18 protein-coding genes are annotated in these 22,225 nt (G+C 51.1%); 3 read left to right on the forward strand and 15 right to left on the reverse strand.

All coding sequences use genetic code 11. From position 1 onward, the window contains the following. Positions 1-241: 241 nt before the first annotated feature. The 8 genes from HCN83_RS13725 to HCN83_RS13760 form a co-directional block, all read right to left on the reverse strand. The gene (locus HCN83_RS13725; protein WP_168008276.1) at positions 242-1,279 is read right to left on the reverse strand and encodes a M14 family zinc carboxypeptidase; all 1,038 of its coding nucleotides are present in this window, start codon (positions 1,277-1,279) and stop codon (positions 242-244) included. 248 nt (positions 1,280-1,527) lie between these two features. Continuing rightward, positions 1,528-2,019, reverse strand: coding sequence for a YajQ family cyclic di-GMP-binding protein (locus tag HCN83_RS13730; protein WP_168008278.1), 492 nt, complete (start codon positions 2,017-2,019; stop codon positions 1,528-1,530). A gap of 305 nt (positions 2,020-2,324) precedes the next feature. Then, positions 2,325-2,831 (reverse strand): hypothetical protein, encoded by a 507-nt coding sequence (locus HCN83_RS13735; protein ID WP_168008280.1) that lies wholly within the window; start codon positions 2,829-2,831, stop codon positions 2,325-2,327. Positions 2,832-2,996: 165 nt separating this feature from the next. After that, positions 2,997-6,029 carry a glycoside hydrolase family 2 TIM barrel-domain containing protein gene (locus HCN83_RS13740; RefSeq protein WP_168008282.1) on the reverse strand — a complete coding sequence of 1,011 codons (3,033 nt, stop codon included), beginning with the start codon at positions 6,027-6,029 and terminating at the stop codon, positions 2,997-2,999. Between the two features lie 24 nt (positions 6,030-6,053). Beyond that, the gene (locus tag HCN83_RS13745; protein ID WP_205774667.1) at positions 6,054-6,893 is read right to left on the reverse strand and encodes a carbohydrate ABC transporter permease; all 840 of its coding nucleotides are present in this window, start codon (positions 6,891-6,893) and stop codon (positions 6,054-6,056) included. Continuing rightward, positions 6,886-7,773 carry a carbohydrate ABC transporter permease gene (locus HCN83_RS13750; RefSeq protein ID WP_205774663.1) on the reverse strand — a complete coding sequence of 296 codons (888 nt, stop codon included), beginning with the start codon at positions 7,771-7,773 and terminating at the stop codon, positions 6,886-6,888. The genes HCN83_RS13745 and HCN83_RS13750 overlap by 8 nt, the downstream gene beginning before the upstream one ends. Positions 7,774-7,894: 121 nt before the next feature. Continuing rightward, positions 7,895-9,247: an ABC transporter substrate-binding protein gene (locus HCN83_RS13755; RefSeq protein WP_168008284.1), complete on the reverse strand. Its 1,353-nt coding sequence runs from the start codon at positions 9,245-9,247 to the stop codon at positions 7,895-7,897. A 141-nt stretch (positions 9,248-9,388) separates the two neighbouring features. Next, a complete protein-coding gene (locus tag HCN83_RS13760; protein WP_168008286.1) occupies positions 9,389-10,597 on the reverse strand; it encodes an ROK family transcriptional regulator in 1,209 nt (402 codons plus the stop codon). A gap of 851 nt (positions 10,598-11,448) precedes the next feature. On the opposite strand from HCN83_RS13760, the gene HCN83_RS13765 reads away from it, so the two are divergent. Then, positions 11,449-12,087, forward strand: a complete 639-nt coding sequence (locus HCN83_RS13765) for a response regulator transcription factor (protein ID WP_168008288.1) — start codon at positions 11,449-11,451, stop codon at positions 12,085-12,087. A 36-nt stretch (positions 12,088-12,123) separates the two neighbouring features. On the opposite strand, the gene HCN83_RS13770 is transcribed toward HCN83_RS13765, so the two are convergent. The 7 genes from HCN83_RS13770 to HCN83_RS13800 all read right to left on the reverse strand — a co-directional run bounded on the left by HCN83_RS13770 (position 12,124) and on the right by HCN83_RS13800 (position 20,245). Then, on the reverse strand, positions 12,124-13,158 hold the full coding sequence (locus HCN83_RS13770) for an AbrB family transcriptional regulator (RefSeq protein WP_168008290.1): 1,035 nt from the start codon (positions 13,156-13,158) through the stop codon (positions 12,124-12,126). Positions 13,159-13,269: 111 nt separating this feature from the next. Next, positions 13,270-13,431, reverse strand: coding sequence for a hypothetical protein (locus HCN83_RS13775; RefSeq protein WP_168008292.1), 162 nt, complete (start codon positions 13,429-13,431; stop codon positions 13,270-13,272). Positions 13,432-13,446: 15 nt separating this feature from the next. Continuing rightward, a complete protein-coding gene (locus tag HCN83_RS13780; protein ID WP_168008294.1) occupies positions 13,447-13,875 on the reverse strand; it encodes a VanZ family protein in 429 nt (142 codons plus the stop codon). Between the two features lie 23 nt (positions 13,876-13,898). Next, a complete protein-coding gene (locus HCN83_RS13785; protein ID WP_168008296.1) occupies positions 13,899-15,170 on the reverse strand; it encodes a hypothetical protein in 1,272 nt (423 codons plus the stop codon). Positions 15,171-15,292: 122 nt separating this feature from the next. Then, a complete protein-coding gene (rbsK, locus tag HCN83_RS13790; RefSeq protein ID WP_168008298.1) occupies positions 15,293-16,168 on the reverse strand; it encodes a ribokinase in 876 nt (291 codons plus the stop codon). A 23-nt stretch (positions 16,169-16,191) separates the two neighbouring features. Beyond that, positions 16,192-17,808, reverse strand: coding sequence for an alpha-keto acid decarboxylase family protein (locus HCN83_RS13795; protein WP_168008300.1), 1,617 nt, complete (start codon positions 17,806-17,808; stop codon positions 16,192-16,194). A gap of 526 nt (positions 17,809-18,334) precedes the next feature. Continuing rightward, on the reverse strand, positions 18,335-20,245 hold the full coding sequence (locus HCN83_RS13800) for a bifunctional metallophosphatase/5'-nucleotidase (protein WP_168008302.1): 1,911 nt from the start codon (positions 20,243-20,245) through the stop codon (positions 18,335-18,337). 238 nt (positions 20,246-20,483) lie between these two features. On the opposite strand from HCN83_RS13800, the gene HCN83_RS13805 reads away from it, so the two are divergent. Then, on the forward strand, positions 20,484-20,873 hold the full coding sequence (locus HCN83_RS13805) for a rhodanese-like domain-containing protein (RefSeq protein WP_168008304.1): 390 nt from the start codon (positions 20,484-20,486) through the stop codon (positions 20,871-20,873). Between the two features lie 222 nt (positions 20,874-21,095). Continuing rightward, positions 21,096-22,202, forward strand: coding sequence for a Fic family protein (locus HCN83_RS13810; protein ID WP_168008306.1), 1,107 nt, complete (start codon positions 21,096-21,098; stop codon positions 22,200-22,202). Positions 22,203-22,225: the final 23 nt, after the last annotated feature.

Consider the following 22,225-nt stretch of genomic DNA (forward strand, 5'->3'; position numbering starts at 1 on the left):
GCTACATATCGACGGAATACCTTATCGTAGTGTTTTTTCTCCGTGCTCATTCCCGGTTCCTCCTCCACTGCTTTCGTTTCACTCAGACTACCACATGGACGTGTCTACTTTTTATACTAGCTTCATTTTGCCGCAAAAGTTGAACACTTTCATACCCCAAAAAAATGAGCAAACCGCGTTCCCTTCTCTATTTAAGCAAAAAAAGAACCCGGCACGAGGCCGGGTTCCTCCCAACAAGCTGTTATTCGCCTTCTTCTTCCTGTGGCAGGAAGCTTTGTGTTTCGAGCGTATCCCAGAAAGAAGTGTCAGCATCTTCGATCGAGCGGTCAGCGATTGCTTCAATGGCTGCTTCCATGGAAACGACTGCCTGCTGAATCAGGTAACCGTTGCTCTTTTGACCGAGCACCGCTGATTCGTTAACGTTATCAATCATGCCGCGCATTTCAAACAGCAGTGTCGCGATATCGTAATCAAATGCCAGACCGTTTCGAGCGATGGTATTCGCATCTCCGCCAGGGTATTTCGCGAGCAGTCCCCAGCCGCGATCTTCAACAGAGTCATACATAACGGAGCCAAGCTGCTTGGACATTTCCGCTACAGCAGGATCGACACCTTCGTTCGTCGGGTGTAAAATCGATCCGGAAACGAGCTCTCCGTCAATTGCTGAACGGGCGCCCTGATGATGAAAATCGACTAAGTAATCAATATCATACGCCTGCAGCACGTTTTCATGCAGCGCGATGTTTTCCGGCTGCGTCAACTCATTATGGTCTCGGTTTAAGTCGACGTTGTTGGCGTTCGTACGCGTAGCGAGTCCCCCTGCTACGTAGTCGGAAGTGTCAAAATCAACATCGCCGATCGCGCCGTCCGGGTTAATACGTGGTACAAAAAAGACGTTCACATTTTCCGCAAGCTCCGCATTTTGGCGGCGGTTGTTGGACAGGCTGCGGATGACCTGCAGCGCGCCTTCTGTGATCAGCACTTCATTACCATGCTGCTGCGTCAGAAACAGGATCGTCGGGTTATCCGGATTTGTACCGAATTTCAATAGCGGCAGGTCGCGTCCTTTAACCGACTGTCCGATAATCTCCAGCTCCATAAAGTCAGAGCGTTCCGCTGCGCGTTCCACCTGTGCCATTAAGTCCTCGTTACTCGTCAGTCTGGAATCGTTGATCGTTTCGTTGCCATTGTAATTCGGGCCTTTTCCGACAGCCCCGGCTGGCAGCGCCATTGACAGGAACATCAGAACAGCAAGCAGTGTAACAAGCGTCTTTTTCATGTTCGCTTCATCCCCTTCGAGTCATTTTTTCGCACGGCCGTAACGGCCTCGCTGTCTTTAACGCTACGAGACTCGAAAGAAATTAGCAATCTGTTTGAGCCTGATTACGCACGATGCGGGAATCTTCATCAATTCGTACTGATAGATTATTTCAAAAATAAGGATAAAAGTCTGAACTATTTTGTCAGAATGATCTAGCTGCTAAAAAACCGCCTGTCCTCTTAAATTAAGAAGACAGGCGGTTTTTATTAACGGTAGTTCGTAAATTGAACCGGCACGCTAAGGTCAGCGGCGCGGACGGCAGCCATCGTTTTTTGGAGGTCGTCCTTGTTTTTACCGGTGACGCGCACCTGCTGATCCTGAATCTGTGTTTTCAGCTTCAGCTTTTCTTCCTTCACGAGCTTGACGATCTTCTTGGCATTATCCTGGTCAATGCCCTGGATGATTTTCGCACGCTGGCGCACGGTGCCGCCGGATGCGGATTCGAGCTTTCCGTAGTCAAAGCTCTGCACAGCGACCTCCTGCTTAATCAGCTTATTGACGAGCACATCTTTCAGCTGTTCCATTTTATACTCGTTGTCGGAAACGAGCACGAGCTCCTCATCGTCCAGTTTTACGGAGCTTTTGCTATCTTTAAAGTCGTAGCGGTTTTGAATTTCTTTTTCGGTCATGACGACGGCGTTCTGCACCTTCGACATGTCTACTTTTGATACGATATCAAACGAATTTTCTTTTGCCATCTGAATCATCCTCTCTGAGTCATCGTTATACCCAGTCTATCATGTTAGCGCCTAAAAGAAAGCCGCTCGCGGATGCGAAAGTTTTTATTCTCGCGCTGCAAGTTATCATTCCCGGCGTCAACCTTTTCAAACCGGCGGCAAAAGTTATCATTCTCCGTCCGGAACTTATTATCGTTATTAACTTTCGTTCGCTATAGAGAAAATCTTATCATTTCACAGGCTCAACTTTTCAATTGCCCCCCGCAAGTTATCATTCTCCAAAACCAAAAAAAGTCCGGGGAACTTTCTCCCCGGACGAATCTCCTTTATAAGCTTTTTCCAACGACCGGTACGCTTCCGATCGAACCTGCATACAGCTGATAGCACTGCTCTAAAAAATAATGAATTGTCGAAGAGTCGGTCTGATACTCAGAGCCTGGTGACGCCGGCACGAGCGCGATGTAGTTGACGTACATAAAGTCGAGCGTCGCTTCCATCTCTTTCAAAAACTCTGTTCCATGCCCCTTGTTTCGATAATGCTCATCTACTTCGATCTCATCGATGACCGCGACCATGCCGTAAATCGATTCGCGGTCTTTGATTTTTTCCAGCGTGTCCATTACCAGTCCGACACGCGGGGAAATCGTATGATCAATATCTCGAATGTTCGTCCAGTCTTCTACGTGGGCATCAAACAAGTAAAGCCGGCTTCGCCCTGCCGTATGAAGCCAGCCGGTGCGCTGGTCGGTGAATTGGAAATGCGGGTTCAGCTCCATGTAAGGAAGGCCGTGCTCATTGCTGACATGAAAATTAGAATTCATCACCTTTTTCATGCGAATCAACCCTCCTCCTGACGCACATGGGCCTTATATGGTCTACGAGCGTTCACTATAAAGATAGTTTACCATAATTTGTCGAAAAGTGTCAGACAATTTACTTCTTTTTCTAACACAAAAAAAGCCCGCCAAACAGCATGTTCAGCGGGTAATCATTAAAACTTATTTTTCTGCCTGCAATCGGAACGCGAATTCGTAGCTTCGATCAGCAAACAGCTTGTACTCGTCGTGCGTTTCCTGACCCCAGCTGTCGTCTCCGCCGACGCCCATCTGCCCGGCGAGCAGACGAACGACGGTTTTGCCAGAGGAGGGCAGCCGGTGCACGTGCGTTGCTGCTTCCAGCTCCGCAGGTGTCCAAGGCAGCACGCTTCCTTCCATCGCTGTCAGCGCGTGAATGTTCAATGCACCAACAGTCAGCTGCTTGAGTTCAGCAATGTTGCCGCACTCCTGCGGCTTCAAATATGGGGCGAGCCGGTCTTCAGGCGCAGCCTGCCAGCGTCCCGTTCGTCCGGACAGCTTCCGGTCTCGGTACGTTTCATGCGGACCAAGACCGAACCAGCTGAACGAAGCAGCTGCGGACGTCTGCAGCTCGAGACCGACAGCCGGAAGCTCCGGGAGCTCGTTCTCTGCCTCAAGCGTCATGGAGACGTCGAGCGCCCCATCGGAGCCGAGCTCGTAGCGAAGCGTAACGCGGCTCCCGTTATCGAGTCCAATTACTGTCACTGCTACGCTTTCCTCCGTCGTCACGTCAACCTGTTGCGAAGCAGGATTCTGCCAGACGGCCGTCCGCTCCGGCAGTTTACAGCCGCGATCGTTGTCTGTCATGGCCCGCCAGAACGTTGGCTTCACCGGATCCAAAAGCTGTTCGATTCCGTTTACAACCAGCGACGTCAGCAGTCCGCTCACGTTGGATACGACGGCCTCCGTGCCGCCTGCTTTCAGCACAATCTGCTCCTCATCAGCATCCGGAGCCACCGGATCTGCTTTTTCCGGCACAGATGCTTCTGTCAGCGTCCACTCTGCCGACGCAGCTTCAAAGCCTTCCTCCGCCCACGCTTCATCGTCTGCGAGAACAGCGGATACATTCAAAATGGCATTACCGGATGCTGACTTTTCCGAAACCGGAAGCGGAATCGTTTCCCGCTCACCAGGAGCCGCCAGAAGCGGGAAAGAACCGGTCGCGGTCAGCTCTCCGTCACAGCGAAGTTCAAAACGGCCTTCTAAAAAGCTGAGATCCCGGAATAAGTAGTTGTTTGTCACGCTGAGCGTGCCGTTATCCCAGTCAAAATCCACATATTGATAGCAGTGCTTCACTTCTTTAATCTGCGGCGTGAGCTTCCCGTCGGCGGTGATCAGCCCGTTTCCGGAGAAATTGCCGTCGTGAGGCGATTCGCCGAAATCTCCGCCGTAAGCGAGAAAGCGCGTCCCGTTTTCTTCTTTCCAGAGCGCCTGGTCGCGCCAGTCCCAAATGAATCCGCCCTGCAGAATATCGTATTTTTGAAACAGATCGGTATACTGATAGAAGTTTCCGAGCGAGTTGCCCATCACATGCGCGTATTCACAAAGGATATACGGCTTAGCGCCGCCGTTCTTTTCTGCGTCCAGCGCATATTCCTCCACTTTGTGCGGCGGAATGTACATCGTGCTCTCCACGTCTGATGCCTCATCGGTCTCGCGGTAGTGGAACACACCCTCATAATGCACGAGCCGCGTCTCGTCACGCTCTTTAAAGAAGCGGTGCATCTCCAGAAAGTTTGTACCGCCGAACGATTCGTTGCCGAGCGACCACATAACAATCGACGGGTGGTTTTTATCACGCTCGAACATGGAGGCACAGCGGTCCAGCAGATTCGCCGTCCATTCCGGCTTGTCACCAGGGACCGTTTCCTGCAGGCCTTCCTGGCCGTATACCCACGTGCCGTGCGTTTCCAGGTTCACTTCATCGATCACGTACAAGCCGTATTCGTCGCAAAGCTCGTACAAGTACGGATGGTTCGGGTAATGGGATGTCCTCACCGCATTGATGTTATGCTGCTTCATTTTCAGAATGTCTTCGCGCATTTCGTCTTTCGTAATCGCGGCACGACCCGTCTCCGGAGAAAATTCGTGCCGGTTAACGCCTTTAAAGACGATCCGCTTCCCGTTGATTTTCATCAGCCCGTCTTCCATGCCGAACGTGCGGATGCCAGTCTTGGCAGATACGTACACCGCACGTCCGTGCAGCTCGGACTTTAACACGAGCGTATACAGGTTCGGTTCCTCCGCGCTCCAAAGCTTCGGCTCGCGCACCGTAAACGTCAGCGTCTCATCAGAATCGTTCGCGATCTCTCCCGGTGCGGCATGCGCTTCTGCAACCGTTCGCCCGCGATCATCCAGTAGTTCGCCGGAGAGATGCACATCTGACACAGTTTTCCCGGAGTCGTTCGCTAAGGAAACGTTCACCGTGAGCGTTGCTTCCCCGTTGTCCACGTGCGAGCGGACGAAGAAATCCCGGATTGCAACATCCGGACGTCTGTAGAGGAAGACGCTGCGGAAAATGCCGCTCATGCGCCAGAAATCCTGATCTTCCAGCCAGCTTGCGTCGCACCAGCGGTACACTTCTACGGCGATCCGGTTTTCTCCATTTTTTAGCACGTCGGTCACATCAAACTCGGCTGGCGTGAATGTATCTTCGCTGTAGCCGACTAGCACGCCGTTCACCCAAAGGTAAAAGGCAGACTCGACGCCTTCAAAGTGAAGCAGGTAGCGCTCACCTTCAACAAGCGTGACGTCGACCGTGCGGACGTACTGCCCGACCGGGTTATAGACGGTCGGTGCAAACGGCGGCTTAATGTCTTCGCGCTCTTCCCACGGATAGCGTGTGTTCGTGTAGTGCGGGTAGTCCCAGCCCTGCAGCTGCCAGTGGGACGGCACCTGAATCGTGTCCCACGAAGACGTGTCGCGATCTGTTTTGTAAAAATCTGCGTCACGATCCTCTGGTCGTTCGGCGAAGCGAAAGCGCCATTTCCCGTCTAGACTCGTCCGGAAAGGAGACGCTTCCCGGTCTCCTTTCACGGCAATATCCCGCTCCGGATAAGGCATCATCGTTGCATGAGCCTTCTCCCGGTTCAGCTGGAAGATCTCCGGGTTATTGTTCCATTCCGGGTATCCGTTCGCCGGAGGTGTATACGTAAAAGCTTTCTTCGTTGTTTCCATCAAAACCCCCACTTTCGTTCGTCATTATTCTTTAACCGAGCCGCCCAGAATACCGGAAATGAACTGGCGCTGGAGCAGCAGGAAGAAAATCATAATCGGAAGCACCGACAGCGTCGTTCCCATCATAATCTGACCGTAGTCTACGCGTGACATACCGACGAGACTGGAAAGCGCAACCGGCAGCGTGTACATATCGCTGTCACCGAGCACAACGAGCGGCCAGAGGAAGTTGTTCCACTGAAACATGAACAGGAAGATCGCAACGGCTGCAAGCGCCGGACGCATCGTCGGCAATACGATCTGAAAGAAAATCTTAAATTCGCCGGCGCCGTCCACACGTGCCGCTTCCAAGAGCGAGTTCGGAATCGAGCGCATGTTTTGCCTCATGAGGAAGATCGCAAATGGATACGCCAGGTTCGGCAGCAGCACGGCACGATACGTGTTCAGCCAGCCAAGGTCCGCCATCATCTGGAACAGCGGAATAAGCGTGACGTGATACGGAATCATAATCGCCAGGAGAAGCGTAAAGAAGATCGCGTTGCGTCCTTTAAACTGGTACTTCGCAAAAGCAAAACCTGCTGCCGCTGCGATAAGTACCGCAAAGAACGTAAACGTGAGCGCGATGATGAGTGAGTTCATCAAAACGCGGATGATACCGACGTTTTCGTTTAAGTTCGTGAAGTTTTCAACTAAAAAGTCGCCAGGGAGCAGGTTCGGCGGCACGCTGAAAATCGCACCGGACGGGTTCGTTGCCCCGATAAACATCCAGTAGAACGGGAAGATCGATAAGATCACACCGATCCCGAGCGTTATATACAGCAGAATTTTACGGATGATCACGCTTGTCTTTTTCTTATCAGTCATCGTCATCACCTACCACTTTCATCTGCACATACGAGAACAGCGCAATGATTATGACGAGCACGTACGCAATCGCAGAAGCATAGTTAAAGTCAAAGTAACGGAAGCCGTTTAAATAGAGATAAAGCGAAATCGTCAGCGTCGAGTTGTTCGGTCCGCCGTCAGTTAAGATGAACGGCTCGTCAAACAGCTGCAGCGTTCCAATTGTCGACAGCACCGCCGTAAACAAGAAAATTGGCTTCAGCTGCGGCAGTGTGATCGAGAAAAACTGACGGATTTTTCCGGCGCCGTCAATGCTTGCCGCTTCGTACAGGTCATTGGAGATATTTTGCAGTCCGGCAAGGAAAATAACCATGTTATAGCCGGTCCAGCGCCACGTAATCGCAATGATCAGCGACACTTTCGCCCAGAACGGATCGTTCAGCCACGCGACCGGATCAATACCGACAAGCGAGAGCGCGTAGTTGACGAGCCCGAAGTTCTCGTCGAGCATGATCATAAACACGATCGCATAGGCTACAAGCGCTGTGATCGCAGGCATGAAGAACGCCACGCGGAAAAAGCCGCGCATTTTCAACAAAGCTGAATTCATGAGCACCGCGAGCACAACGGCGATCGACAGCATGATCGGCACCTGAATAATCAGGATTGTAAAGGTGTTAAACAGAGCTGTATAAAACAGCCCGTCGTTAAAAAGTCGGATGTAGTTGTCAAACCCCGCAAACTCACTTTGGCCACCGGTTGACGTCTGGAAGCTCAACAGCAGCGACTGAATCACCGGCCAGAGAGTAAAGACGAGAAAAAACAGCACGGCTGGTGCGATGAAGAAATAGGGTGCTGTTTTCGGTGTGACGATTTTTCGCTTACGTTTATTCGCAGCCATTGTGCAAACTCCTTCCAAAAGCAGAAACTACTTTTTAAATTAATTTTTATAAGTAAGAAGAAAAGCGGGGCTGGCCGGTCGATGCCGGCTCAGCCCCTGATCAACAGGGTGCGGACTGGTTTTAGTTCGCGCGCTCGCGTCCTGTTTCGTTTTCAATGCGTCCTGCTGCTTCACCAAGCGCGTCCTGCACTTCACCGCCGGAAAGCAGTGCTTCTGCCTGTGCATCCGCGGAGTAGCGCAGCGCCCGTGCATAGTCGCTCGTGTAGTTGGCAGGAAGTGTGCCTTCTGCTACTTCCGCAAACGTCGACCAGATCGGGCTGTTGTTGAAGAACTCGTCTTCTTCTTCAAAGAATGGCTCGTCGTAAGCCGCCGTCAGAGATGGGAAGAGACCGTACTCTTCAAGGGCTACCATTTGTGCATCAACATCTGTCGTGAAGTACTCAACGAATGCATATGCAGCATCCGGATTTTCAGTGTGAGAAAGAACGGACAGGTCAGACCCGCCGAGGTTTGCGTCACGGTTGCCGTCGCCATCAAATGCCGGAAGCTTGAATACGTCCCACTCGCCTTCCTGCTCAGGAGCCTGGTCCATGATCGTGCCCGCGTACCAGACGCCGAATGGAACCGTTGCTACCTGATGATTGATCGTTGCCGTCACCGTGCCGTCCCAGCCATCAACGTTTGCAATCAGGTCAGCTTCGCGCATTTCCTGAATCTTCGCAAGCGCCTGCTGTGCCTCGTCAGAATCGATGTCGATGTTGCCATCCTCATCGAAGTAATACGTGCCGAGCTGGTTCATCATCATGCGGAACAGTGCGTCATCACTGGAAATATCTATTGGTGCCATCTGAGCGCCGGTCGCTTCCTGGATCTGCTCGCCTGCCTCGATGTAGTCATCCCACGTTTCGATGCTGTCCGGATCTACCCCTGCCTCTTCAAAGTGCGGGACGTGGTAGAACACGCCTGCCGGACCGATGTCCCAAGGTGCTGCGAGGAAGTTTCCATCAGCGTCCTTCATCGCCTCTGCCTTCGCTTCAGGGAATTCTCCTTCATACTCGTCAAAGCCGTATTCACTCAGGTTCACAAACCCATCCGGGAATTCTGCAAAATAGTTGTCAAGGCGGTCTGTCTCAATCATCGTCACGTCCGGAAGTCCGGATCCGCCTGACGCAAGCCCAACTGTCAGCCGGTCGTACAGATCTTCACGCCCGATATCCTCTACAACTACGTCCACATCCGGGTACTCTTCCTGGAACTGCTCAACCGCAAGCTCCATCGAGGCAGCTGCAACGTTCCAGCCCCAGACCGTAATTTCGCCGGATACCTCGGAAGCTTCCGCCTCGCTGTTTTCTGCATTGCCATCGGCGTTGTTTCCGCCGCCTTCATTCGTGTCCGCGTCGTCGTTTCCTCCGCCGCATGCTGCAAGCAGCCCGATTGATAAAGCCCCCGTCAGTGTCATCTTCCAGATTTTCATGATGGTCCCCCCTTTAAAGTGTATACGCTTTCAAAGCTTGTGAAAAAAAGAGCAACTTCTTAAAATTATTTTAATAACTATCGTTGAAGTATCATATTTTTCTCACAATGGGAAGGGTGTTTTTAAACTATTTTTGAAAAGTCACCCTTCCACTTCGAAAATTTCCTGTAAAACAAGCGTAACGGCACCTAACATGGCACTGTTTGGACCGAGTTCAGATAATACTACTTCGGTCTGCTGGGCTTCTTTTGTGAGCGCTCGGTGGCGAATCAGGTGTCTGAGCGGGCCCATCACGTACTCGCCGGCTGCCATCACCCCGCCGGTGAAAATGATTTTATCCGGGTTCATCGTATTGATCAGGTTCGTGCAGGCAAGTCCGAGAAAACGCCCCGCTTCTGCGAGCACTTCCTGCGCAAACACGTCCCCGCTGCGCGCCGCTTCGTGAATCACTTCCCCGGTGATCTCTTCTTTCCGGTCCACCATTTTCAGCATCATCGTCGAGCGTCCGAGCGTCAAATCGTGCAGCACACGTTCCCGAATATGAATACCGCTTGCGACCGTATGCAGACATCCGTAGCTGCCGCACGTACAGCGGCGTCCATTTAAATCAACGATCATATGTCCGAGTTCGCCTGCGATATGGTGCCGTCCGCGAAATATTTTTCCGTCGACGATGACACCTGCACCGATTCCTTCCCCGACGTTAATGCAGACGATGTTATCGTAATGCTGCGCGCTGCCGAACCAACGCTCTGCAATCGCAGAACAGCGTGCATCGTTTTCCATTTTCACCGGCAGCTTGAATTCACGGCCGAGCATTTCCACGAGCGGAATGTCGCGATAGCCGAAGTGCGGCGCATAAATGCTGACACCCTGCTCCACATCGACGATCCCGTGCATGCCGACACCGATACCGAGCACCTTTGAGCGCTCTATCCCCGATGACTCGAGTAGCTCACGGATCGTCCGGACCAACATCTCCAGAAATTCACTCTCCTGCATCCCTTCCGGAAACTTCTGCGTGCGGATCTCTTTCACGTCCGCCCGGAGATTCGTCAGCCCGACGCGCAGCTGACCGGTCCCCACGTCTACTCCGATCACGTAGCTGTGGTCATCGTAAATCGATAAGAGCATCGGCTTCCGTCCACCTCGCGATTCGCCGACCTGCCCCTCCCGCACGATGCCTTCTTCAGTCAGCTCGGCGACAATATTACTCACCGTCGGATGTGTCAGACTCGCCTTTTTCGATATATCGGTCCGCGAAATCGGCCCGTGCTGCCGGATAATGTTCAGCACAAGCGAGCGGTTTAATGATTTCATCAGTTGAAAACTGCCTGTCATTCCCTGCATGCCTCTCCGCCTCCTCTTCTATGCTTTAGCTTAGAATAGAAGCGCTTTCAATACAACTGAAAGTTTTATGAACGACATATTTCCGTGTTCGGTTAGCTGACAAGAAAGGATACAGCGGGCCGCTTTCGCTGTGCCGAAAGCTTCCTGATGATGGCGTCCTTATTCGTAACTCGCGGTCACTATTCGCATGGGGATTCCCCTTTACGAGGTGCCGATCGGGTTTTACGAGGCCGCTTTTGCTCGTTACGAGCAGCTTTTGCTTCGTTACGAGGAGGTCTGTTTCCTTTATGTGAAACCGCCTCTTCCACTTAAGCCCACAGCTTCGGCAACGGCCGAAGCTCTCTGCTTAAGTCCTTTTTATAGAGGCTTTCGCTGGGCGAAAGCTTCCTTACGTGAAACCCTCACATCCACCTGAATCCACAGCTTCGGCCGCTGCCGAAGCTCTCTGCTACGTGCCCTTTTATTCAAGGGCTTTCGCCCAGCGAAAGTGTCCTTCTCTACCTTGCCGTCCCGCTATTCGTAACTACTGCCCTTTATTCGTACCGCAATAGCCAACTATGCGTATCTTCCTGCCCGTTATGCGTACGGTTCCTCGCGTTATCCGTAGACAATCATTCGTTATGCGTACTTTACTCTATTTGATAAGAACCTCTGATCCATCCAGTAAAGCAGCTTTCTCCAATAAAGCCGCCATCCTTCACTTATAACTTTCTCAACTACCTGCTAAAATATGCGACTAACACACCCTTCTTTCTTCCCATTTTCTCACATGATGTTACATATTTACATAATTTAGATTATACTCTCAATCATAGCCAAAGATACGGACAAATGTAGAGGGGGATGTCGGGATGAATGAGCTGTTTCAGCAAGGGTCGGCGGTCGATTGCATAGGTGAAGGGGATTTTACGTGGTCAGGCAGGCTCAGTCAGACGCTGGCAGGCACATCGGTGCACGCTCATTTTTATCTCGCAGACGACATTCAGTGTATTGCGCAGTTTAAACTAGATTGCAAGGATGACATCCAGAGGCAGGAACTTCCCGTGCTGATTACGAAGGAGCCGCTCGCTGCGCAAGACGTCCTAGACTTGCAGGAGCTGTTCCCGGTTCTCGTTTCCGCAGCCTATGCGGACAAGCATCCGCACCACATCCAGCAGGCCATCACCAATAACCATGCGCTGGTTGAACCTTATGCCGCCCGGGAAATGGCCGTGCAGCTGCACCAATACCGCCGTCGTGACAATCCTATCAAAGAATTTCATCTCGTTCGGAATAAGCTGGCGAAGCTGTTAACAGAGCTCGAGCTCGACATTGTCGCCTGTATCATCCAGGGCATGAGCACAAAGGAAACAGCGCATGCCGTCTACCTTGCTGAATCCACTACCTCCACGATGCTCTCCCAAATTTACGACAAGTTGAGTGTCAGCAACCGCACGCAGCTCGTCTATATTTGCATTCATAACAACTGGCTGGAAGCCGAGCGAACGTAATAGCAATCCCCTGCGGCATTCAGCTGCAGGGGTATCTTAATTTTCAATCCGGTTTTCCATCCGCTCGATCAGCTTCAGTAAAAACGGCAGCATCAGTAAAATCGTCAGCACGCGAATAATCTGCAGGCTCGCAACGAGTGTCGGATCGAGATTTAAGGCAAAGGCGGTAGCCGACATTTCCGGAGCTCCTGCCGGTACGATACTGAGCAGGCTCGTCATCATGTTCAAACCGCTCACGGTATGAAACAGCCATGCTAGCAGCACACCCAGCGCAAGAAAGAGAACGATAATGTAGATACAAATACGCCCGAAGCCATACAACCGCTTCATCACCTGCGGGTTAAACGTCACCCCGATCATGACACCAATCAGCGCTTGACCAACCCCGCCGATATAATCCGGGAGGCTTTCCACCGGTATTAGAAATTCACTAAGCAGAAAAGCGATGACGATCGCATACAGTAAAATACCGGCTGGCAGCGGGAAAAACCGGTTCAGAAGAGCCGCTACTGCCATCGCGATGAGAATAACAGCGGCGAGTGAGGCGGTCATGCCTGCGTCCCCGTTTCCAGCTATACTCGCTGCGGGTGTGCCAATCCCGACAATCAGCGGAATCGTAAACACGAAAAAGAAAATCCGAAACGAGTGAAAGGCAGCGACAATTCGCTCGTCCGCCCCTGCCTCACGGCTCGTCACGATTACTTCTGAAGCCCCGCCTGGAATCGTACAGAAGAGCGCTGTTTTTGCATCCATCCCATCGGCATTTTTATAGAGAAGCCAGCCAAGTAAAAAGCTGCCGGCAAACGTGAGTATCAGCGTCAACAGCAGCGGCCCGATATAAGACCCGACTTGCAGAAACACATCCCGCTCCGTCAGCACCCCAATATTAGCGCCGATCAGGGCAAGCGCCCCTTTAAACAACGGCCCCCTGTAGGCCACATCCTGGCGCATCATGCCATACACCGCCCCAAATAAGAGCGCCCCTATCAGCCACCCAGCCGGTACACCGATCATATGAAAGATAAAACCGGAGAAAAGCCCGGCTATGAGAACAATGATTTTTCTGGTCACCCCGCACCTCCTGAATACCTCTCACTTTACCGTATCACAGTTCGCCCACGAAACGTTTTGTTTTCACATGAACCCATAAAAAACACCCTGCAGTTAACAGGGTGCCGTTCGTTATCCTTCAAGCATCATGACAAAACTGAACAGAAGCGTCAGAACAACCATGACGATGAGTGCACAGCCGGCCAGCCAGTTTCGCTTCCCCGGTCCGCTTCCTAAGAACATCCCGATAAAGATGGCAAAGGCGACGAACGGAAAGAGCATGATGATTTCCATGAGTCCCTCCTTGCATCAGTTCTGACGCTTAAGCAATCGGCGGACGCCGATGTAAACTAAAATGCCGCTCCCTGCACCTACTGTATCAATCAGCACATCTCCCACCTCTCCGGATCGTCCCGGAATAAACGTCTGATGGTATTCATCTGAAACAGCATATAAGCAGCTAATGAGAAGTGCCCAGGCTACCGCCTTTTTACCCGAAGCGTGCAGCTTCAAAGCCCGCAGCAGCAAAATTCCAAGTACCGCATAGACGGTGAAATGGGCACTTTTACGAAGTAGAAAGTGAAACGTTTCACTTGGTTCAAACGGAAGCAGCGCGGTGAGTGCCTGAAGCACGCCGCTGCTCATTTCCCCGGAGCGATCCCCGGGCTGATGCGAAAAATAAAAAATGAGCCCCATCCAGGCAAGGACGAGGGCCCAGGAAGTTACGATTGTTTTCATAGATGCTCCTTACATTATCCAATCTAGTAGAGAAAAAATTGCATTAAATAGTGATACCCATCCTCGTTCGTTACCATCGTACCGTTATAATAGAGCGTTGTATACACGTAGCCGTCTCTTAATTCAAGATCTGCTTCAATTTTACCTGGCTCTTCTGGATATATATGCCCCGGATAGTCTCCATGAAAATATGCAATATTTCCTGACTCTTCTACCACCACATTATGAAATATCGCTTCGCTAAACACATCACTTGGTACAAAATCCGGATAGTCTGCAAAAGGCGAAGCCATAACGGATCCTCCGCTATTATTCATATCTTCATCCATATCCATGTCGGATGACTCGATAGATTCCAGATTTTCTTCTCCCCAAACTTCCATCGAACGGGTCATGTCTTCCAGCACCTGCTCGATTTCAGCATAGAAAATGTCTGACACACTTGCATATACGGTATACATAATATCATGCGCGACTACTTCAGCTGTATACGTCACGCTTCCTCCTTCACGAAGCACTGCTTGTTCGGCGGTTTCGCCGGATTGGATCGTGACAGAGGACGTTTCTCCTTCTGCAAAGCTCCCTGCAGCGTAGGATGCATAGACAGAAACAGTATTGCCGTTCTGTTCATACAGCGTTAATCCGTCGTCATTTGTCGGTGCCTCTCCCGGATTCCATTCAGCAGGATACGAGACAGAAAACCCGAAGCGATCGTTCGTGTAAGTCGTCCAGTTGATTTCCGGCTCCGGTTCCTCTTCAACTTCCGGCTCGCTCTCTTCTTCATTTACTTCTTCCTGCTCGCTGTTATCTTCAGGCTCATTATCCGTTTCTTCCTCTGCTTCGTTTTTCTCTTCCGCTTCGTCAAGGAAGGACAGGTAGCTGCTCAGACTCGCTTTTTCCAGTAAATAGACGGTTCTTCCCTGCTGAAGCGTGAGGATTTCTTCGTCCCTTTCCCAATCGATTTCTTCCTCTTCAAAGAACGGATCTGCGTCTTCCAGCTCGACCGTACTGCTGTTCCATGATTCGATTCTCGTTTCCACTGTGTCCGATTCATTGGCTAAGACAACCGTCTGCTCAACAGCGTCAAAAACAACGTAGAACTCCTCTTCGTCATCGAACCAAACGCCGTCCAGTTCCTCCGCAGGATCCGCTTCTTCAGGTTCTTCTGTCACTGACTCATTTTGTTCCTCACGCTCGTTCTCCTGCTCGTTATTTTCTGCATCAGCGGATTCGGTATCGGTTTCCTGACAGGCGGCAAGCAGTGCAATCGTTGAGAGCAGGAGAATTTTTTTCACATAACCACTCCTAGAAGGTGTTTTCTTCTAGTTTATCACTCGATTGGTAAAAAGTACTGCTTTTCTTCAATTCACGGAGGTATTTTGTTGTGTTTCTCACGGCAACTAAAAAAGACCGGCAGTTACTCCGGTCTTCTGGCAGCTAAAAACGCCTCGATTGTTTTTCGGTCCGGCATTCCGCCCTGCGCGCCAAAGGTCTGTACCGATATCGCTGAAGCTGCGTTTGCCATAATGACAGCCTGCTCACAAGTCGCTCCTTCTGCTAATAGCGCTGCGAACACTCCATTGAACGTGTCTCCCGCTCCAGTTGTATCCGTCACCTGAACTCTATGACCTGCCACTTGTTTCACTTCATTGCCCGCCCAATAAGCGACACCATTTGCACCGAACGTGGTAATGAGCTTTTCACGGAACTCACCATGTAAGAACAGCTGCTGTTGCTCACGCTCATTGGGCGTGATCCACGTTGCTTTCTTCCAAACCTCAGCTGGAAGTGCTGCGGCAGGAGCAGGGTTGAGCACAATAGGTATCCGATGGCGATGTGCTAATTGGACCGCTGCAGTAACCGCTTCAAGCGGGACTTCAAGTTGAAGAAGCACGACATCACTATTTACCATTACCGATTCCAGCGACGCAATGGTGTCTGGCGTGACTGATGCATTCGCACCAGGTGACACAATAATGCGATTATCGCCTTCTGTCAGAAGAATCACCGCCGTTCCGGTCGCCTCCTCTTGTACGATTTTAACGCAGGAAGTATCGATACCAGCCTTCCTTAAATTCGCGAGCATGTCGCTGCCGATGCTGTCATCGCCGACGGCGCCGATCATTGTCACGTCCGCCCCAGCTTTAGCGGCAGCGACGGCCTGATTCGCTCCTTTCCCGCCAGGAACGGTTCGAAAGCGTCCGCCGATCAGCGTCTCTCCCTGTTCGGGTATCCGATCCGTTTCCGTTACCATATCGACATTAATGCTTCCAATCACTAAAACGCGACCCATGATGCCCTCTCCTTAACAAAAAATTATGAACGTAGCGTCTCATTTAATTTATTTAAATGCATAGGAGCATCTGTCCAATCTTCCACGATCAGTTCAATGAACCGTTTTTTCTCACCGGACTGGAGCACCTTCTGCAAATCACCGGCTGTTTTTACGCTCGCATACTTAAAATCAGGTGCAAAACCTTCCACGAGCTTCTGATAATCCCACTCCGGTATATCGTTGTAGCTTGCGTCCGGCCGGGGCGGGTGCAGCTTTCGTTCGACCGTGTACCCTTTATTGTTCAGCAGAATCACGGTAACATCCAAATCCTCCGCTGTAAAGGTGCTCAGTTCCTGGAACGTCAGCTGGGCCGCGCCGTCACCAATCAGGCACCACGTGTGTCCGTCTCTTCCCGCTGCTGCCGCACCTAGAGCAGCCGGCAGCGCGTAGCCGATGCTCTGCCACGAGCCTTGTGCGATCATGCGAACGTTATCGCTCAGAGGTACGTATGGCATGCCGTACGAGAGTGTCCCGGTATCCACCGACACGACATCACCCGATGCGATTGCTTCTGATAACAATTGATAGTAAATGTCGGTTTGGAGCGGGTCATCCTCGGTAAACGTCCGCTTCTCCTTTTGCTGCAGAGGCTTTTGGTGGAAGGCGAGCTCCTCTTTTTTCATCAGTTCTTCCAGTACGCGAATCATCGGTGCCTCTTCAATGATGTCGCCAAATATCACAACGTGATCGTGATATAAATCAATTCGTTTTTCCTCGGGTAGCTCTGCGGTGAATTTCGCCGTATTAAAGTCAGACAGCAGGAGTCCTGCTGTGACAATTACCTCTGATTTTTCAATAAATGACGTGACGTCTTCTTCTCCAAACTGTCCGCCATACGTACCGATGTAATGCGGATCGCTTTCCGGAAAGGCACTTTTCGCCTGCATCGACTGGGCTGTCGGCAGCTGATAGTGCCTGCTGAAGGCAATAACCGCATCTTCAAGAAAGTAGCGCGACGTCAGCAGATCAACGAGCAGCACGGCACGATCGGTTTCACTGAGCGCCTTGTAAATCGCATCCGCCGCCCATTCGCTGTTAATGGCTTCCTGCTCTGTACCAGCCAGCGGCTCCGGCAGGTCAATTGTCGCTTCTGCCACATCCTGCGGTATGTCTAAATAAACGGGAAGCCGCTTTTCCACCGCCTGCTGAACCGCAAGCGGAATTTCCTCCGCGGCATTATCTTCCGTAATCCGCACCGCTTTCACGGTCACATTTTCGTGCATGCGCCGAAACACGTCCAGATCCCCGTTCATGAGCGTATGATGAACCAGCTTCCCTTCTTCATGTGCAGCCGAGTCCGGCGAACCAGCAATGTGAATGATCGGCACCTGCTCACTGAAGGCACCGGCCGTTGCGTTCATTGCGCTTAAATCTCCTACACCAAACGCAGTCAATATCGCCCCGGCTCCTTTTACGCGGGCATAGCCATCGGCCGCATAGCCGGCGTTCAGCTCATTGCGGTTCGTAATCATCCGTATATCGTCTCTCGTTTCCAGCTCGTCATACAGCGTGAAGTTATAGTCTCCCGGAACACCAAACACCGTTATGACTCCGGCATCACGCAAACAATCAAATACCAGCTTTGCTATCGTCGTCATCCTGCACCTCCTGAAAGATCTCTTACTGCCATTCCCGATTCCAGCTTCCGGTACGCCTTTTTAGTACGGACTCTATGTCTCTATTCGTAACTCAGCACCGCTATTCACACCGGTACCCTCGTCTAAGAGGCGGGTTTTGCCCGTTACGAGGTGCGATCTGACTTTTATGAGGAGGCTTTCGTTCTTTACGAGGTACTTTTCCTGCTTTTACGAGAAACCTCCTTGCGACGCTTTCGGCTCCCGGCCGAAAGCCTCCTTCTAGTAAGTATGAAAGCTTCGGACACTTCCGAAGCGCCCACCTTCATCACTATTCGCAACTCAATCCTGCTATTCGCACCGGTACCCCCGTTTACGAGGCGTGTTTTACTCGTTACGAGGTGCGATCTGCTTTTTATGAGGAGGCTTTCGCTTTTTACGAGGTCCTTTTCCTCATATACGAGAAACCGCCATCTTCAACCGACTCGTTACGCCTCCTCTTCCACAAAAAAACAGCCCCCTTCATGCGAAAGGGGGCTGTCGCGATTGATTATTCAGCTGCTGTATCGACGATGCGTCCTTCTACGTCGTAGTCTACTTCGCCGAGGTCCTCCATGTAGTCACGGAGCATTTCCCAGTCAGTGAAGCCGACAATCGTTACGCGTCCGTCATCGTTAATATCTGCGAAGACATCGTAGCCGTCGCCGCCGCCAGCGGTGAAGTTGTTCGTTGCGATCGTGTGCATCGTATCGTCACGGGCGATTTCTTCGCCGTCAACGGTGATGGATTCCACACGCTCGCCTGCTTCATTGTCGCTGCTGTAGACGATTTCGGTTCCGTCAGACACGTGCAGGAATCCGCCGTTTTCGTTCGGTGCTTCAGAGACGCTTAATTCAAACGCTTCGTAAAGCTCGTCCCCTGTGATATCCATGAGCGCGAGTCGGTTACCGAATGGCTGAACAGTAATCACGTCACCGATCGACGGTGTGCCTGCTGCGAGTGCTTCGCGGATCCCGCCGCCGTTTTGAACTGCCATGATCACATCGTCATCAGCTGTCAGAGCTGCATCCAGCTGCCCGTCTGTAATCAGGTTACCGAGCGCTGTTTCATTCGCACGTACGCTGACATCGCTTCCGGTTCCTAGACGCGGGTTCGGCAGGTCGTTTACGATTGTGGCATTAACCGGCGTGTTCTGCAGCTCTTCTACTGCTGCTGTAAATGGCTCAAGCATTTCTGCCGCTGTTGGGTCTGCCTCAAACTCTTCAGAAGCATACAGCTCGCCGTCGACGCCTGTAACAACACCGTCACGGTCAAATACGACGTTCATCGCACCGAGATGCTCTCCGTATTCACCGGCCTGGCCAATAACTGTCGGCTCCATTGGCTCACCGTCTGCATTCTCTTCAACGAGAAGCGGCGGCTCTACTCTATCATGGCTGTGGCCGCCGATGATCACATCGATGCCTTCCACATTTGCTGCGAGCGTCTGGTCACTGATCGTACCGGAGAAGTTCAGGTGCGTCAACGCCACAATCTTATCGACGCCTTCTTCCTGGAGGTTGGCTACTGCTTCTTCTGCGGCTTCCAAGTAATCCGTAAACAAAACATTTTCCGGGCTGGAGATCGTTTCTGTATCTTCCGTATTTAATCCGAAAATACCGATTTCTTCCCCGTCCTGCTCGACGATGATGCCGTCATAGATATTGCTGTCTTCTGCATCGCGAGTGATGCCGCCCTGAACGAGGTGATCAAATCCAGGGTCTCCGGAGAAATCCATGTTGGCTGCAACGATTGGGAACTCTGCAGCTTCGAAGAATTCCACCAGCTCCGGGTGTCCATCGTCCGGATCGCCGAGATCAAACTCGTGGTTACCGGGAACGAACGCGTCATAGCCCATGTAGTTCATGAACTGCACAGAGTCCTGACCGCGGAACTCGTTAAAGTAAAGCGTACCGGAGAACACGTCGCCTGCATCAAGAAGCAACCCTTCCCCGTACTCTTCCTGTGCTGCTTCATAGGCCGTTACGAGATGCGGGAACGCATCGGTGCGTCCATGGTTATCATTTGTATGGAAAATACTTAATTCAAATTCATAGTAGTCAAAGTCAAGCTCTTCTGCTCCAACCGTCAGTGTACCGGTTTCCCCGCGAAGCGAGTCATGTGTCACGGTTACTTCCGAGCGGTCGCTTTTGTTTACTTCTACATCCAGATCTCCGACATCGATTGCTTCCCCGTCTTCATCCACAACCGATACGTCGACAATTCGCTCCAGCGGAAGTCCTGCCGGATACGTCTTATCAAACGAAATGGAAAAGCTTTCTGCATCGATCACGTCTACGTTTTCAACGGCGCGATGTGGTCCTTTTCCGTTACTGTTTCCCGGACCTTCTGCTGCCACCGTTCCTGTCATGGCGATCATGCTTATTGCCAATACCCCTGCTGCACTACGTTTAAATTTCATGCATCTTGGCCTCCTATGTAGAAAAGTAGCGTACACTCTTCATTCTATTGGGAGCGCATTCATCGCTCAATAGGATGATTTAATGAATCGAAGTCACAAATAGGCCAAAAAACAGCCTGAAACCGTAACAAAGTGACAAAAGGCACTGATCCTTAGACCCTATGTCAATAAATGTATCCTATTACTTTAGCACTGAACAGGACCGCATGCTATACTGTCTGCGAGGAGGACGATACCAATGAAAAAGCTGATATACGCCCTGCCGCTTCTGTTGTTTGCCGCCTGCGGGAATGATGAATCCGCGATGGAGGAAATGAGCACTGATGAGTTGCAGGAGCACATATATGAAGATGGATTTGACGACGAGGTGCTCTACCTCGACGTTCGGGAAGAAGACGAATTCGCAGAGAAACACATCAGCGGATTCACGAATATTCCGATGAATGACGTCATGGAAGATCCGGCGATTGTCGGCGAGGATCAGGAGGTCATTATTCTCTGCCAGACGCAAAACCGCAGCATCGAAGTTGGAGAGCATCTGATCGAGAACGGCTATGACGCCGATCACCTGACCGTCGTGATGGGCGGAATAGCCGATTATGAAGGGGATACCGTGGCAGAAGAATAAGGAGGAAAGCCGCCATAATCGGCGGCTTTTTTATGTAACAGGCGGTGCGCTATTCGTACTTGAAGTCGTCGTATTAACCTCGTACGTATGATTCTCTCCGTTTTTCTTTTTATCTACGTAACACAACCACATTTCTCTTTAATGTGATATCATTAATTAGCATATAGAGTCATTAACGATATCATTTGCTTGATAAATATCACTATAAACGGAGGAGTTCTTATGAAAAAGCCTTATCAGCTGCCTCTGCTCCCTGTCACCTTCCCCCCGGAAACAGAACTGACCTTTTATAAAAAAACAGTAGATACGATGACAACACTCGAAAAACTGAAACAGCGCCTTCACTATTCCCCGGTCCATGAGAACTTTATTCAGCTGTTAACACTGAATGAATCTGTACAATCGACTCGAATCGAAGGTACACAAGTTACGTTTAGTGAAATGCTTGAAGACAACATTGATCTCAGCGCAGACTGGAAGCGTGTCGAAGTAAGGAACTATCAGCAGGCGTTAACACGAGGCGTGGAACATATTCAAAATGGCTATCCCCTGACAGAACGGCTCATTCGGGAGATGCATGACATATTAATGCAGGATGCTCGCGGCTCTGGAGGTGCAGCGGGCAGCTATCGCCGAATTCAGAATTTCAGTGGGCCTTCCAACAACATGAGCGAAGCCTCCTATGTACCACCAGAACCACAGACGATGAATGAGTACATGACTAATTTGGAGAGGTACATCAATGGTCATCCTTATCAAAAGGAAAGTGAAGAACAGCTTCACCCGCTTATAAAATCTGCCATTATCCATGCACAGTTCGAATCGATTCATCCATTTTTAGACGGAAACGGCCGGCTGGGAAGAATTTTAATTGTCCTTTACCTTTTGCAAGAGAAGGTTATTGACACCCCCACTTTCTTTTTAAGTGAAGAACTTGAAAAGGAACGCTTTAAATATTATGCGATGCTGAACGGTGTGCGGGCTATCGGCAAGCAGGAGCCTGACTGGAAGAACTGGATCCTGTTTTATCTCGATGCAGCGAAACGTATGGCCTGGCAGCATGAACGGAAGCTGCAGCAAGCTGACGATTTATATGAGCAAGGTCTTCGAGATCTGGATCAGCTTTCGCTTCAACAAGTCTGGAAGTCATTTTTCCTGCATCCGGTAGCCAACGTGCATCAGCTCTCTGAAACCACAGGCCTTGCCGCCTCTACCGTGCGCAAAGCACTTAGAACGCTGACAGATCGGCACATGCTTTTTGGTGATGACCGCGAACGCAGCCGCCGCTACTACCATTATGATCTTATTCGTATTATGACCTCCGAATAAACGTGCATGCTTCCGCGCAGGCC

This window comes from Alkalicoccus luteus (genome assembly GCF_012034335.1).
Lineage (GTDB): Bacteria > Bacillota > Bacilli > Bacillales > Salisediminibacteriaceae > Alkalicoccus > Alkalicoccus luteus_A.